The 14,329-nt window shown below is 68.6% G+C and carries 16 protein-coding genes; 11 read left to right on the forward strand and 5 right to left on the reverse strand.

The features are described 5' to 3' along the window. Positions 1 to 102: 102 nt before the first annotated feature. From EV648_RS20005 to EV648_RS20030, 6 genes are all read left to right on the forward strand, one after another. Complete coding sequence (locus tag EV648_RS20005; protein ID WP_132293661.1) at positions 103 to 1,200, forward strand: substrate-binding domain-containing protein; 1,098 nt, start codon at positions 103 to 105, stop codon at positions 1,198 to 1,200. A gap of 65 nt (positions 1,201 to 1,265) precedes the next feature. Next, complete coding sequence (locus tag EV648_RS20010; RefSeq protein WP_132293664.1) at positions 1,266 to 2,369, forward strand: mandelate racemase/muconate lactonizing enzyme family protein; 1,104 nt, start codon at positions 1,266 to 1,268, stop codon at positions 2,367 to 2,369. Continuing rightward, complete coding sequence (locus EV648_RS20015) at positions 2,366 to 3,460, forward strand: ABC transporter permease (RefSeq protein ID WP_199234708.1); 1,095 nt, start codon at positions 2,366 to 2,368, stop codon at positions 3,458 to 3,460. Before EV648_RS20010 ends, EV648_RS20015 begins: the two co-directional genes overlap by 4 nt. Further along, on the forward strand, positions 3,457 to 4,464 hold the full coding sequence (locus EV648_RS20020) for an ABC transporter permease (protein WP_132293667.1): 1,008 nt from the start codon (positions 3,457 to 3,459) through the stop codon (positions 4,462 to 4,464). Before EV648_RS20015 ends, EV648_RS20020 begins: the two co-directional genes overlap by 4 nt. After that, positions 4,461 to 5,996, forward strand: coding sequence for a sugar ABC transporter ATP-binding protein (locus EV648_RS20025; protein WP_132293670.1), 1,536 nt, complete (start codon positions 4,461 to 4,463; stop codon positions 5,994 to 5,996). Before EV648_RS20020 ends, EV648_RS20025 begins: the two co-directional genes overlap by 4 nt. After that, positions 5,993 to 6,838: an amidohydrolase gene (locus tag EV648_RS20030; protein WP_132293673.1), complete on the forward strand. Its 846-nt coding sequence runs from the start codon at positions 5,993 to 5,995 to the stop codon at positions 6,836 to 6,838. The genes EV648_RS20025 and EV648_RS20030 overlap by 4 nt, the downstream gene beginning before the upstream one ends. Here EV648_RS20030 and EV648_RS20035 read toward each other — a convergent pair whose 3' ends face one another. Together EV648_RS20035 and EV648_RS20040 are read right to left on the reverse strand one after the other, a co-directional pair. Then, on the reverse strand, positions 6,839 to 7,672 hold the full coding sequence (locus tag EV648_RS20035) for a PT domain-containing protein (RefSeq protein ID WP_132293676.1): 834 nt from the start codon (positions 7,670 to 7,672) through the stop codon (positions 6,839 to 6,841). It lies immediately after the preceding gene. A 70-nt stretch (positions 7,673 to 7,742) separates the two neighbouring features. After that, complete coding sequence (locus tag EV648_RS20040) at positions 7,743 to 8,783, reverse strand: DNA polymerase IV (protein WP_132293679.1); 1,041 nt, start codon at positions 8,781 to 8,783, stop codon at positions 7,743 to 7,745. 86 nt (positions 8,784 to 8,869) lie between these two features. Here EV648_RS20040 and EV648_RS20045 point away from each other — a divergent pair, with 86 nt between their 5' ends. Next, positions 8,870 to 9,739: an NAD-dependent epimerase/dehydratase family protein gene (locus EV648_RS20045; RefSeq protein WP_132293682.1), complete on the forward strand. Its 870-nt coding sequence runs from the start codon at positions 8,870 to 8,872 to the stop codon at positions 9,737 to 9,739. A 103-nt stretch (positions 9,740 to 9,842) separates the two neighbouring features. Here the strand turns inward: EV648_RS20045 and EV648_RS20050 are convergent, their stop codons facing one another. Then, positions 9,843 to 10,319: a GNAT family N-acetyltransferase gene (locus EV648_RS20050; protein WP_132293685.1), complete on the reverse strand. Its 477-nt coding sequence runs from the start codon at positions 10,317 to 10,319 to the stop codon at positions 9,843 to 9,845. 251 nt (positions 10,320 to 10,570) lie between these two features. Between EV648_RS20050 and EV648_RS44170 the strand changes: the two genes are divergently transcribed. The 3 genes from EV648_RS44170 (at position 10,571) to EV648_RS20060 (ending at position 11,576) form a co-directional block, all read left to right on the forward strand. Beyond that, positions 10,571 to 10,702 carry an immune inhibitor A gene (locus tag EV648_RS44170; RefSeq protein WP_241995390.1) on the forward strand — a complete coding sequence of 44 codons (132 nt, stop codon included), beginning with the start codon at positions 10,571 to 10,573 and terminating at the stop codon, positions 10,700 to 10,702. A gap of 108 nt (positions 10,703 to 10,810) precedes the next feature. Next, positions 10,811 to 11,122 (forward strand): WhiB family transcriptional regulator, encoded by a 312-nt coding sequence (locus EV648_RS20055; RefSeq protein ID WP_132293688.1) that lies wholly within the window; start codon positions 10,811 to 10,813, stop codon positions 11,120 to 11,122. Positions 11,123 to 11,162: 40 nt separating this feature from the next. Next, entirely contained in the window at positions 11,163 to 11,576 is a 414-nt protein-coding gene (locus EV648_RS20060) for a PaaI family thioesterase (protein WP_132293691.1), read from the forward strand. A 14-nt stretch (positions 11,577 to 11,590) separates the two neighbouring features. Here the strand turns inward: EV648_RS20060 and EV648_RS20065 are convergent, their stop codons facing one another. Next, positions 11,591 to 11,935, reverse strand: a complete 345-nt coding sequence (locus tag EV648_RS20065; protein WP_132293694.1) for a zf-TFIIB domain-containing protein — start codon at positions 11,933 to 11,935, stop codon at positions 11,591 to 11,593. Between the two features lie 52 nt (positions 11,936 to 11,987). Then, entirely contained in the window at positions 11,988 to 12,398 is a 411-nt protein-coding gene (locus EV648_RS20070; RefSeq protein ID WP_132293697.1) for a nuclear transport factor 2 family protein, read from the reverse strand. A gap of 77 nt (positions 12,399 to 12,475) precedes the next feature. Here EV648_RS20070 and EV648_RS20075 point away from each other — a divergent pair, with 77 nt between their 5' ends. Next, positions 12,476 to 14,194, forward strand: a complete 1,719-nt coding sequence (locus EV648_RS20075; RefSeq protein WP_132293700.1) for an AAA family ATPase — start codon at positions 12,476 to 12,478, stop codon at positions 14,192 to 14,194. Positions 14,195 to 14,329 lie beyond the last annotated feature (135 nt).

The following is a 14,329-nucleotide window of genomic DNA, read 5'->3' on the forward strand; positions in this document are numbered from 1 at the left end:
AAGTGTGCACAGTCGTTACCGACACATGTCTTGACGCCATCAGTGTGAAGCGGCAGCATCAACCACGCAATATCCTATAGGATCTTCGAGGAGTCATCGCCCATGACCGTCCCATCGTCGCTCTACCGCAGAACCGCTGTCGGGCTGGCACTCGTCGCACTCGTCGCGACCGGCTGCAGCACCAAGGACTCCAACGACACCGCGGGCGGTACGGCCGGCGACGACGCCTCCACCGGTACGTCGACCGGCCCGGTGGAACTGAAGGACGGCTCCAAGGTGAAGCTAGCCCTGATCCCGGGCGGGGCGCACCCGTATTTCCAGCCCTGGAAGACCACCGCCGAGCAGGACAAGACCGACTTCAAGCTCGGCAGTGTCACGTTCAACGAGACCGGCGAGTGGGACCAGGGCAAGCAGAACAATGTGATCAACTCGCTCGCGGCCCAGGGGTACAACGCGTTCGGCATCTTCGGGGTGTCGCCGACCGACATCAACTCCACCTTCGAGGACCTGAAGGCGAAGGGGTTCGCGGTCGGCTCGCTGGCCTCCTGCCCGGCCGGTGACACGAACTCGGCCGACTTCTGCCTGTCCACCGACGTCGAGGCGGCAGCGTACAAGGCGACGCAGGCGACGATCGAGGCGATCGGCGGCTCCGGCACGATCGTGCACCTGACCGGCAACAACGTCGACTCCAACACCCAGCGGCGGATCGCCGGGGTGAAGAAGGCGATCGCCGAGACCGGTGGCAAGGTGACCGAACTGCCGGTGATCACCGACATCGACAAGGACCTGCAGACCGCGCAGAAGGCGGTCGCCGATCTGCTCGCGTCGAAGGGCAAGGAGATCAAGGGCATCGTCACCACCGCCTACAACCCGGCGGTCGCCGCGGCGGACGGCGTTGCCAGCAGCAAGCTTCCGATCAAGGTGGTGGCGATCGACGACGACGCCAAGATCCTGTCCGGGATCAAGTCCGGCGGGGTCGCCGCAACCGTGACGCAGAACCCGGTCGGCCAGGCGTACGTCGGCGGCTGGCTGCTCGCCCTGCTCGGCTCCAAGCAGTGCACGATGAAGACGCCGGGCGTGATCGTCGACTCCGGTTCCTTCGTCGTCACCAAGGCCAACGTGGACAGCTACGACACCGAGCGGAAGGCGAAGACGGTCGAGCTGCAGAAGGACTTCGTCTCCCAGCTGTCCTGCTCGTGACCGGAACCCAGCCGCACACACCGCCAACCGCCCAGGCGACCACCCAGGGGAACACGCAGAGGGACATGCAGACTTTGCCTAAGACAACCATCCGCCGGGTCGAGGCTTTTCTCGTCGACCTCGAGGTGGAGACCGTCCGGACCGACGCCGTGCAGTCGTTCCTCAAGCAGGAGACGGTCTTCGTCGAGCTGGAGACCACCGACGGCTTCGTCGGCCTCGGCTACTCCTACACGATCGGCACCGGCGGTAAGGCGGTGCTCGCGATGCTGCGGGACCACCTGCTGCCGCGGCTGGTCGGTGCGGACGCCCGGAACGTCGAGGGGATCTGGTTCGACCTGTTCGCCTCCACCCGGGCGACCACGGTCGGCGCGATCACCTCGCTCGCGCTGGCATCCGTCGACACCGCGCTGTGGGACCTCCGCTGCCGCCGCGCCGGTGAGCCCCTGTGGCGGCTGGCCGGTGGTTTCCGCCGGAACGTGCCGCTGTACGACACCGAGGGCGGGTGGTTGCACCTGACCACCGACCAGCTCGTCGCCGGGGCGCTCGCCTCGCAGAAGGCCGGCTGGCCCGGCGTGAAGCTGAAGGTCGGCAAGCCCCGCGTGCACGAGGACCTCGAACGACTCAGCGCAGTACGGGATGCGGTGGGGCCGGCGCTCGACATCATGGTGGACGCGAACCAGTCGATGACGTACGCCGAGGCGAAGCGCCGGGCCAGGGCCTTCGAGCCGCTGGACCTGAGCTGGTTCGAGGAGCCGCTCCCAGCCGACGACCTGACCGGTCACGTCCGGCTCGCGGAGTCCACCTCGATCCCGATCGCGGTCGGCGAGTCGATGTACTCCGTGTCGCAGTTCCGCGAGTACCTCGCGGCCGGTGCGGCCGGGATCGTCCAGGTCGACGTGGCCCGGATCGGCGGCATCACCCCGTGGCTGAAGGTGGCGCACCTGGCCGAGACCTTCAACCTCGAGGTCTGCCCGCACTTCCTGATGGAGCTGCACGTCAGCCTGACGGCCGCGGTACCGAACGGGCGGTACGTCGAGCACATCCCGCAGTTGCGGGCGATCACCACGGCCGAGATGGAGATCGTGGACGGGCACGCCGTCGCGCCGGACGAGCCCGGACTCGGCATCGCCTGGGACCGCGACGCGATCGACAACCGGCGCGTCTCGTGAGCGCACCGGTCTCCGAGACCGCGACCGCGGCGCTGCAGGAACCGGAGACCCCGGTCGAGCCGCCGCGTGGGCGGGGCGGCGGCCGGACCCCATGGTGGGCGAACCAGCGGATCGGCCTGCTGATCCTGGTGGTCGCCCTCTCCGCGCTGTTCGGCATCCTGCGACCGGCGTTCTTCAACCAGCAGTTGGTGGTCTTCCCGCTGCTGCGCGACATCGCGATGTTCACGGTGGTCGGCCTGGCGCAGATGAGTGTGCTGTCGATCGGCCACATGAACCTCGCGGTCGGCCGGATGGCCGCGTTCTCGATGATGATCACCGGCATCTCCTACGACCTGTGGCACTTCAGCCTGTACGCCGGGTTGCTGGTCGGGCTGGTCGCCGGGACCGCGATCGGCGCCCTCGCGGGCTGGGTGATCGCGCGCACCGGGGTGAACTCGTTCGTCGTCACGCTGGCGCTGGACTTCCTGCTGCTCGGGTTGATCCCGCTCGTCTACACCGTCCTGACGGACAACGCCGCCTTCGTCACCAAGCCGCCGGGGATGCGGGAACTGCGCAACTACTCGCTCGCGGACGTGTGCATCGGCAACGTCTGCGGGTCTCCGGCGGTGCCGCAACTGGCGATGTTCGCGGTGATCGCGATGGTCGTGGTCGGCTGGATCTACAGCCGCTCCAAGCTCGGCCGTGAACTCCTGATGACAGGTACGTCGGTCAAGGCCGCCGAGCTGTCGGGGATCCCGACCGCCCGCCGAGTGATCACCGCGCACGCGATGTCCGGCTGCCTGGCCGCGCTGGCCGGGTTCATGCTGGCCGTCAGCACCGGGTCGATCAAGGCGACGATCGGTGAGGAGTTCATGCTGCCGTCATTCCTCGGCCCGATCCTTGGTGGCACGCTCCTGGCCGGCGGTTTCGTCTCGGTCTGGGGCACGCTGCTCGGGACCGCGCTCACCTCGGTGATCCGCAAGGGTCTCGACCTGCTCGGCGTCGGTCTGGAGAGCCTGAACATCTACCTGGGCCTGATCCTGCTCGTTGCCCTGTCGACCGACCGGTTCCGGACAGTGCTCTCCGACCGGCAGGGGGTGAGAGAACGATGAAGCGGTTCGCGCTGAGGTTCGCCCGGACCACCGAGATGACGCTGCTGGTCATCTGCTTGGTGTTCTTCATCGGTCTGGTGATCGCCTCGAACGGCGATCTGCTCGAGCCGAATTCCTTGCGAGTGCTCCTTCAGTTCCTTGCCGTGCCAGTACTGATCGGCTTGGCTCAGATGGTGGTTCTAGCCGTGGGTCAACTCAACCTCGCCGTCGGTGCCGTCGGCGGATTCGCCGCGTGCGCGATGGGCGTGCTGATGGCCGACCACGGCGTGCCGGTGCCGCTGGCGCTGTTGATCGGCTTCCTGCTCGCGTCCGTCGCCGGCCTGCTGAACGGTCTGCTCGTCGTGCTGACCAGGATCAACGGCTTCATCGTCACCCTCGCGACGATGACCGTCCTGCTCGGCGTGCAGTACCGCTTGGTCGGGACGCGGACGGTCGACGCCTACCCGCAGAGCCTGAAGAGCTTTGGCTCGTACGCCGTGTTCGGCGTGCTGCCGCTGATCTTCCTGGTGGCGCTGGCGGTCGCCGCGCTGCTCGCGGTGATGCTTCGCCGGACCGTGCCGGGTCGGCAACTACTCGCCTCGGGTGGGAACCCCATCGCCGCCAGGCTTTCCGGGATCTCCAACGACCGGTCGGTGATCATCGCGCACACGCTGTCCGGCGCGATCCTCGGTGTCGCGGCGATCCTGACCGTCGCGTCGTCGCCCGGCGTCAACAAGAGCATCGGTGGGGACTGGCTGCTGCCGAGCTTCGCCGCCCCGATCATCGGCGGGGCCCTGCTGACCGGTGGTTCCGCGGTGGTGCTCGGGACCGTGCTGGCCGCCTTCATCGTCCGCTTCGTCGACACGGCCCGGGCCGAGTTCTCGCTCGAGCCGAGCTGGGTGAACTTCGTCGTCGGCACCGTGGTGCTCGGCTCGGTCGTGCTCGGCCAGGTCCGCAGCCGCCGGCAGGAGCGCCGTACCGTCGTGAAGGCGCCGGACGTGGCCGTGGCCGGAGGTGTGTCATGACGCTGTTCGAGGCGGAGCAGATCGACAAGCTGTTCCCCGGAGTCCGGGCGCTGGACGGCGTGACGCTGAGACTGGAAGCCGGGTCGGTGCACGCGCTCCTCGGTGAGAACGGCGCCGGCAAGTCCACGCTGATCAAGGTGATCACTGGTCTCTACAAGCCGGACGGCGGGCGGTTGCTGCTGGACGGCCAGGAGGTCCAGTTCGGGTCGCCGCACGAGTCGGCGTCCGCGGGTATCGGTGTGGTGCACCAGGAGCGCAACCTGATCCCGGGGTTCACCGTCGGCGAGAACATCCTGCTGCAGAAGCTCCCGACCTCGCGCGGGCTGGTGGACCGCGGAAGGATCCGCTCCGAGGCAGCCCGCTGGCTCGGAGAGCTCGACCTGGACATCGATCCGGACAAGCCGGTCACGGAGTTGTCGGTGGCACAAGCCCAACTGGTCGAGATCGCGAAGGCGCTGTCGGTGGAGAGCCGGGTGCTGCTGCTCGACGAGCCGACGGCCTCCATCACGCCGAACGAGGCCGAGCGGCTCTTCCGGGTCGTGGACAAGCTCAAGAACGACGGCCGCTCGGTGCTGTTCGTGAGCCACAAGCTCGAAGAGGTCTTCCAGATCTGCGACACCGTCACGGTGCTGCGGGACGGCGCGTCGGTGCTCGAGTCGGGGGCGCTGTCCGACCTCACCCGCGACCAGGTGGTCGACCTGATGGTCGGCCGGGTCCACGAGGCCCTCACGCTGCCGCGTCGAACGGTGGCTGCTGACGCTGAGCCGCTGCTTGAGCTGACCGGGGTCGGTACTGCGACCGGTCATACCGACGTGGATCTCAAGGTCAGGCCGGGGGAGATCGTCGGGCTCTACGGGCTCGTCGGCGCCGGGCGGAGCGAGTTGGCCAAGGCGTTGCTCGGGCTCGACCGGATCACCGCGGGCGAGGTCCGGGTCCGCGGTCAGGTGGTCCGGATCAAGAACGTCCGGGACGCGCTGAAGACGTACAAGATCGGCTACGTGACCGAGAACCGCAAGGAAGAGGGCGTCTTCCTCGAGCAGTCGGTCGCCCGCAACATCGCGGTGACCGTGTGGGACCGGCTGCGTAAGGCCCTCGGGCACGTGCCGTTCCTGCGCTATGTGCCGAAGAAGGCGGAGACCGCGATCGTCGCCGACTATGTCGAGCAGCTCGGCATCCGGATCGCCTCTCCTGAACAGCTGGCCGGGACGTTGTCGGGCGGCAATCAGCAGAAGGTGTCGCTGGCGAAGTGGCTGGCGGCGAAGACCGAGATCCTGATCATCGACGAACCGACGGTCGGGATCGACGTGCGGACCAAGGATGCCTTCCACACGTTGATCTGGGACCTGGCGGCGAACGGGCTGGCGATCCTGCTGATCACCTCGGACCTGCCCGAGATGATCACGCTGGCCGACCGGGTGGTGGTGATGCGGGACCACCGCGTCCGCGGCGAGGTCGCGAACGACCACGACTACGACACGATGAGCCAGCAGGTGATCCGGCTGATCCACGCGGAAAGGACTACAGCGGCATGAGCGGGCGGGTTGATGCGCATCACCACATCTGGGACCTGAGCGTCCGGGAGCAGAGCTGGATGGTCGGGCCGGCGATGGATCCGCTGCGGCGGAACTTCTCGATCGACGACCTCGCCCCGCTGGCGGCCGCGACGGACGTCACCGCCACCGTGATGGTGCAGACCGTCGGGGTGCCCGAGGAGACACCGGAGTTTCTGGCCGTTGCCGCTGACAACGAACTGGTCGCGGGCGTGGTCGGCTGGGCGGACCTCACGGCTGATGACGTCGCGGATGCCCTGGCCCGCTTGAAGGAGCGAGCCGACGGCCAATGGCTGAAGGGGATCCGGCATCAGGTGCACGACGAGGAGGACCCGCGCTGGTTGTGCCGCTCCGACGTACGGGCTGGGCTTGCCGCGGTGGCTGAGGCCGGGCTGGTGTACGACCTGCTGACGAAGACGCCGCACCTGCCGGCCGCGGTGGAGACGGTGCGGGCGCTGCCGGAGTTGTCGTTCGTGGTCGACCACATCTCCAAGCCGGTGGTCGGCGAGAGTCTGGAGCCGTGGGCAACGGAACTCCGCTCGCTCGCCGCGCTGCCTAACGTGAGCTGCAAGCTGTCGGGCATGGTGACCGAGGCGTCGTGGACCGACTGGAAGGTGTCGGACCTCCAGCCGTACGCGGATGTTGTGCTGGACGCGTTCGGCCCCGATCGGGTGATGTTCGGCTCGGACTGGCCCGTCTGCCTGCTAGCCGCTACTTACAGCGAGGTCATGCAGGCGGCCGTCGACCTGACCTCAGGTCTCACCAGTACCGAACGCGACGCCGCCTTCGGTGACACCGCCCGCCGCGTCTACGACCTGACCTGATCACGGGAGGCGGATGAAGTCCCGGGTGGCCGTGGCGGTGATCGCGGCGAGGGCCGAGGCGTCCTGAGGGCGGCCGCCGGCGACGATCTCGAACAAGGTGTGCTGGGCGTCGTTGATGGAGACGAGCCGGTCGACGACCAGCCGCGGACCGCGGGTGGGATCCGTGTAGGTGTAGGTGAAGGTCGTGTGGTGGAAGACCATTCCGGTGAAGTTCGGGTTGGTCGCCTTGGTGGTGCCGTCCACGCGGGAGATGAGCCTGAAGTCGGCCGACGCGGTGCTGGCCAGGGTGAGTTTGCGGTCGGTCAGCATCTTCACCGGGAGGTCCGAGGCATTGGCGTTCACCCGGAGGTTCCAGAGCTTGTTCGGGCTGCTGAACCGCACCTCGAAGGTGGACAGCTTGACCATCGACCAGGTCTTCGGCGCCAGGATGATGACGCCGACCTCGGTGGCCGGATCTCCCCAGCCCCGATGCGTGTACTGCACCTGAGCCGGGGTCAGCGCCGGTACCGCGGGCGTCGGATGGGCACTCGGCTTGGAGCTGGGCCCGGTACTCGGCTCAGCGCCGGGGTTGGCGCTGGGCTCACCGCTCGGCTGAGCGCTCGGCCCACCGCTCGGCTGAGCGCCTGGCTCAGTGCTGGCGTTACCGCCCGGCTCAGTCCCCGAGCCGGGGCTGGGCTCCGCGCTGGGGTTGGTGCCGGCGCCGGCGTTCGGGCCGGCCCCCGCGTGCTCGTTCGCGTCGGTTGAGTGTGAGCCGATCGCGAAACCGGCGGTGACACCGCCGGCGAGGACGACGGCGGCGACTGCGCTGAGCGCGGCAGTACGAGTGAGCTTCATCCGGCTTCCCTCAGGTCCTGACGGTCCTCTGACCGCACCCCTTCGACGCCTTCGCCGGGTCAGAAGTTCACTAGGTCGCGAACTCCACTCTGACCCCGAGCAGGCGCACCGGCCGGCGGAGCTCGAACTTCTCCAGCAGCACCAGCGCTGCCGCCGCGATCACCTCGGGATCCTGGGTGATCTCCGGCAGTTTGCGGCTTTTGATCGGGGTGAAGAACGAGGTGAACCGCACCTTGACGGCGATCCGCTGGATGCTGCGGCCGTCCGCGACCACCTCCCGCGTCACCGTCTCGGCGATCCGGCGCAACTCCCGCTCGATCTCCGCCCGCTCCACGAGGTCGGTGGCGAACGTCTCCTCGTGGCTTCGCGACACCGGCTCACGCGGTACGTCGGTCACCTCGGTGTCGCCGAGTCCTCGTCCGAGCGCGAGGTACCAGGTGCCCATCTTCGGACCGAAGCGTTTCTTCAGTACGTCGAGGTCGGCGGCCGCGAGGTCTGCGACGGTGAACAGCCCGAGTTCGTTGAGGTTCTGCGACATCCGGCTGCCGATACCCCAGAGGTCGCGGACCGGACGGTGGTGCATCACGTCGGCCCAGTTCGCGACGGTCAGCCGGTAGATCCCCTCGCCGGACCCGCTGTCGCGTTTCCCGAACCCGGTGGCCAGTTTGGCCCGCACCTTGTTGTCGCCGATCCCGATCGAGCAGGACAGCCCGGTCCGCTCCAGCACAGCCCGGCGCAGCTCTTGGGCCAACGCCTCCGGGTCGTCGGTCGAGGCGCCGACGAAGCACTCGTCCCAGCCCCATACCTCGACGATCACCGGGAACTCGCGCAGCGTGTCCATCACCTCCGCGGAGGCCGCGTCGTACGCCGCCGGGTCGGTCGGCAGGAAGAGGGCGTCCGGGCAGCGTTTCGCGGCCGCCCGGAGCGGCATCCCCGAGTGCACGCCGAACTCGCGGGCCTCGTACGACGCGGTGGCAACCACCTGGCGGGCCTGGGTCGGGTCGCCCGAGCCACCTACCACCACCGGCAGTCCCCGGAGTTCGGGATGACGCCGGATCTCGACCGCGGCGATGAACTGGTCCATGTCGACGTGCAGGATCCACCAGCTCATACCCCAGGGGTATCACAGACGGCAGAACAGGTCTTGGACCTCGGGGCGCGACCGAAGGAGGCTTGAAACGACGAAAGGAACTGAGCATGAAGGTATTTCTGACCGGCGGTTCCGGCTACATCGGCCGGGCCACGATCGAGTCATTGCGCAGGCACGGCCACGAGGTGACCGCGCTCGCCCGCAGCGACCGGGCGGTCGAAACGGTCACTGCGCTGGGCGCGAAGGCCGTCGTCGGCGACCTGACCGACCTCGATGTACTGCGGGCAGGCGCGTCCGCGGCGGACGGCGTGATCCACCTGGGCGCCGTGAACAGCCCGGAGGCGGCGACGATCGACCTGGCCGCGGCCGAGGCGATGCTCGACGGTCTCGGTGGTCGCGGACCGTACGTGCACACCGGTGGTGTCTGGGTTTACGGCGACACCGACGGGTTGATCGACGAAGGCGCGCCGACAAATCCACCGGCGATCACCGCCTGGCGACTCGACAACGAGGCCCGGGTGCTCGCCTCGGCAGCGTCCGGTTCGCGTCCGGTCGTGGTGATGCCCGGACTCGTCTACGGGCGCTCGAACGGCCTGATCGAGGCGTTCTTCGTGGAGCCGGCGCGCACGGAGGGCGCGGTACGGGTGATCGGGGACGGGGCCAATCACACGACGCTGGTACACGTGGACGACATCGCGGATCTCTACGTGCTCGCGCTGGAGGCGCCGGCGGGTGCGGTGTATCTCGGAGTCGCGCAGAACTTGCGGTTCGCGGAGCTAGCCCCGGCGCTGGCGCAGGCTGCTGGTCACGCGGGCAAGATCGAGCAGATCAGCCTGGAGCAGGCGCTCGAGCAGCTGGGCCCGATCGCGGAGGCATACGCACTCGACCAGCAGATGCGCAGCGACCGGGCCCGCCGAGAACTCGGCTGGAACCCCGCCCACCTGGACGCCGCATCCGACCTTGCCGCGGGGCGCTAGGCGCCAGCTCGCGGCTCCTCCGTCGCCGCGTCGGACGGATCTGCGTCCCCTCCTCGCGCCTGCGGGGCTGGACAAGAGACTGCGCTGGCTGGGGCGGCGAGCGTCAGAGGGGCTTGCGCATTTGTTGTGAGGTGACGACGTAGCCGAGGGAGTCGTACAGCGCGATCGCTGTGGTGTTGTTGCCGAAGACGTTCAGCTCGAGGTGCTCGAAGCCGCGGCGGCGGCACTCCTCCTCGCCGGCCAGCATGATCGAGCGGCCGTAACCCTTACCGCGCTGGTCCTCGTCCACCTCGATGCCGTAGATGAACGGGTTCTTCTTCTGGGTGCTGATCCACAGGTTGCCGACCGGTTCGCCGTGGTGGCACGCCATCCAGATCAGGTGGTGCTCGGTGTCCCGCCCGTCGGGGAGCAGCTTGGCGGTCTCCTGGCGGGCGACCTCGAGAGCGGTGGCGGGGTCGAGTCCGCGGGACGGGCCGATCCCGGCGGCGAACGATGCGGCGGCCCGCTCGCTCCAGGCGACGAACTCGTCCTCGGTCAGCGGGCGGAGGGTGACAGGCGGCGGTGCCTTCGGGCTGCTCACCCGTAGGAAGATACCGCCGCGGGCGACTCGGTGGCACCCGGCCCAAGGACGGCGCTGCGGTGGTCTCAGCGCGAGATAGTTGCCGCTGGCCACTGTCTGACGCGGGACCGCCGCCACGTCCGGGAGTCGCCCGGCGATTCCAGGAGGAGCCAGCGTTTGCCAGGGAGAGGAAGGGGCGCGTCAATCCCGCACGAACGACGGCCATCGGGCTGCTGAGTTTCGCCGTGGTGGCCGGCGCGGACGGAGTACGGGTGTTCGATGACCGGAACAACTTCTGGTCGGCCGAGGTTCCGTCGTACGGCGTGAAGGTGCCGCATGCCGGCGTCACCATCAAGGTGCTCACGCAGACCGGAACATCGATGTGGATCCTGGTCTCCCGGTAGCAGGTTTATCGGCGGGTACTTTGACAGATGCCGCGGTTATGCAGACAGCCGTGCGGAACCCGACCACTCCGAGGTGTCTGTGATGGCTCACCTTCAACGGACCCGCCGATGAGGCGCAAGCCGCCCGCCGGGGCGGTCACCAAAGCGCCGGAGGGACTCCCGTCCCCGCTGCTCGAGAACTGGGAGTGGCAGGACAATGCCGCCTGCCGGGACGTGAATCCGGAACTGTTCTTCTCCGCCGAGTCCGAGCGGGGCATGCGCAAGCACGCCCGCGAGGTGCTGGCCAAGTCACTCTGCGGCACCTGCCCGGTGAGACGGCAGTGCCGCGAGCACGCGGTCGTGGTCGGCGAGATGTACGGCGTCTGGGGCGGCACCACCGAGGAAGAGCGCGAACCCGCCCTCCACGGCCGCCGCCGCTGATCCCCTCAGCCCTGGGTTACTCGCCGGTTAGCATGACGGCATGGAGCTGACTCTGGAGCTGGCCGAGAAGGTGCTCGCGTCGCAGCCGTTCAGCGTGCTGTTGGGGACCAGGCTGGTCGCCTTCGGTGACGGCCGAGCGGTCCTCGAACTGGACGTCCGCGACGATCTCCGGCAGCAGAACGGCTATCTGCACGGGGGAGTCCTGGCCTACGCCGCCGACAACGCGATCACCTTCGCGGGCGGCACCGCGCTCGGGCCGGCGGTGCTGACCGGTGGATTCACGATCACCTACCTCCGGCCCGCCGCGGGCGCGGTACTGCGGGCCGAGGCCCGGGTGGCGCACGCCAGCAGCAGGCAGGCGACGTGCACCTGCGAGTTGTTTGTGCAGGACGAGCACGGCGACACCACGCTCTGCGCCATCGCGCAGGGCACGGTGATCGCTGTCCGTGCCTGACGTCGGCCTCAGTCTCAGTCGAACAGCTCGTCGAAGAACGACTTCTTCTTCTTGCGGTGCGGGTACTGCTGGTACTTGTCGCGGTCGTCGTAGCGGCGCTTGTCCTCGTACCGGCGGTCGTCGTACCGCTTCTCCTCGTACCGGGGACGGTCGTACTCCGGCTGGCGGGCGGGCTGGACCGGCTGAACCGGTTGGCCCGGCTGCGGCCCGTTGTACGCGATCTCGGCGTCGACGAGCTTCTCCAGCTCGCCACGGTCCAGGAAGATGCCGCGGCACTCGGTGCACTGGTCGACAGTGACACCGCTGCGCTCGTACGTGCGCATCGAGCCTCGGCACTTGGGGCAGATCAGGGTCTCCATTGAGACACTCTAGGTGACGAAATCGCCCGAACCCCGGGAGTTCAGCGAACTCTCAGGGAAGGCTCAGGCGATCCAGCCCGGTCACGCCGCGCTCGACCAGATGCTCGCGGCCGGCCGGGGGAACGTACGGTTCCGGCCAGAAGTCGGTGATCCGGGCGATCTGCTCGCCGCGCAGCTCGAAGTACACGAGACCCACCAGCTCCTCGTCACCCACGGTGAAGTTCATCGACGCGGCGGCGGTCGCGCCGTCCGCGATCAGCCGGGTCACGGTGAGCCGCCAGTCGTCCGGATACTCCCGGTTGAACGCGAGGTACCTCTCCCGGCCGGTGATCCGCTCGCCGGTCTGCGGCATCTCGTAGATCACGTCCTCGGTCACCAGCGCGCCGAAGTCGTCCCACTCGCGCTCGCTCATCGTCTCGAAGTACAGCCGGACCACGGCCCGGGTCTGCTCGGTGCCAGTCATGACGCGACCGTAGACCCCGCCGCCGACATCGGCTGATGAGAGGATGCACGAGCCGTTTCCGAATCCTGGGGAGAACGATGGCTGAGCAGTCCGCGGGTTTGCTGGCCCGGCGACGGGCCCGCGGTCTGTGGGTCAAGGGCGCCAAGCAGTTGGGCTTCGCGAAGACCGGCGAGGAGGCCGGTACGCCGGACAAGCCCGCCGCGCTGGACACCTTCACCCGGGCCCTCGAGCTGGATCCCGGGATGACGGACGCGTGGCTCGGCTTCCACGCGGCCGGTGGCGACCACGACACCGCGCTCGACAAGCTGGTCGCCGGACTGGGCCGGTTCGGCGAGGAGCGGGACCAGGACAAGCGCCGGCTGAGCTCGACCTTCCAGGCCGGCTGGTGGTTCACCCACTCGCTGGAGACCACCGACCACGTCTGGCACGCGGAGGTCCTCCGCCTGCTCGCGGCGGGTGACATCGACAAGGCCGCGGAAGCCGCCGACAAGGTGATCGAGGGCACCCGGCGGCACTTCCTGCTCTCCAACGTGGCGATGCTGCGCAAGCAGTACGACGTGGCGATCCACGAGCTTCGGCAGGTTCCGCAGGACGGGCACCTCGGCGCCGAGGCGGTACTGCGGCTCGGGATGCTGCTCGCCACGGTCGAGCAGTGGAGCGAGGCGGAGACCCTGCTCCGGCAGGCCGCCGGCCAGCAGCTGAACAACCTCGTCCAGGTGGACGCGGAGTACTACCTGGGCTTCGTCTACCGCGGCACGAACCGCGAGGAGAACGCGCTTCGCCAGTTCGAGTGGGTCTACGAGCGGAACAACGCGCACCGGCAGGTCGCGGAGGCCCTGGCGGACTCCGACCTGCGGTTGGACACCCGCCCGGCACCCCGCAGTACCGGCCCTGTCGCGCCCGTCATCAGGCGGGGCGCGCCGACCCAGCCGTCGCTGCACCGCCGGCCCGACTGGGGCGCGGTGCAGGGCATCCTCAACGAGCTCGACCGCAACGTCGGGATGGAGGACGTCAAGCGACAGGTCTCCGCGGTCGCGGCCCAGGTGCGGGCCGGCCTGATGCGGGCCGAGCGCGGCCTGCCCACCGCCAAGCTCGGCGGCCACCTGATCTTCGCCGGACCGCCCGGCACCGGCAAGACCACCGTCGCCCGCGTCGTCGCCCGCCTGTACTGCGCGCTGGGCCTGCTCGCCGCGGACACGGTGATCGAGACCGACCGGTCCGGCCTGGTCGCCGAGTGGATCGGCCAGACCGCGGTGAAGACGAACGAGGTGGTCGACTCCGCGCTGGACGGCGTGCTGTTCATCGACGAGGCGTACGCGCTGCGCAAGAAGCGCACCGGCAACGACTTCGGCACCGAGGCGATCGACACGCTGCTGAAGCGGATGGAGGACGACCGCGACCGCCTGGTGGTGATCGTGGCCGGCTACTCCGAACCGATGGCCGAGTTCCTGGAGGCCAACCCCGGCCTCCGCAGCCGCTTCTCCAGCCGCATCGACTTCCCCCGCTACACCGCCGACCAGCTCCGCGAGATCGCCTATCGCCTGGTCCAGAACCGCGGGGACCACCTGACCGAGTCGGCCATGGCCAGCCTGACCGCCGTCCTCGACCAGGTCTGCTCCAGCGGCCGCATCGACGAACTGGGCAATGCCCGCTTCATCCGCACCGTGCTCGAGGCCGCCGCCAAACACCGGGACCTCCGCCTGTTCAACTCCCCGGGCATCCCCTCCGACGAAGCGCTGGTGACGCTGGACGCCTCCGACCTGAAGGCAGCCGTCGAGGAGATCCTGAGCTTCTGAGTCACCGACTCGACACACTCGGCAACCAGGTCCGTGTCGACACCCCGGCTGCCATCGGTTGTTCAGGTTGTGTTTGCCGCAGGGCCGTCGGCCGGGGAGAGGATCAACTCGCTCCGACGGCCACCGCGGCGTCCG

The organism is Kribbella sp. VKM Ac-2568 (assembly GCF_004345365.1).
Classification (GTDB): Bacteria; Actinomycetota; Actinomycetes; order Propionibacteriales; family Kribbellaceae; genus Kribbella; species Kribbella orskensis.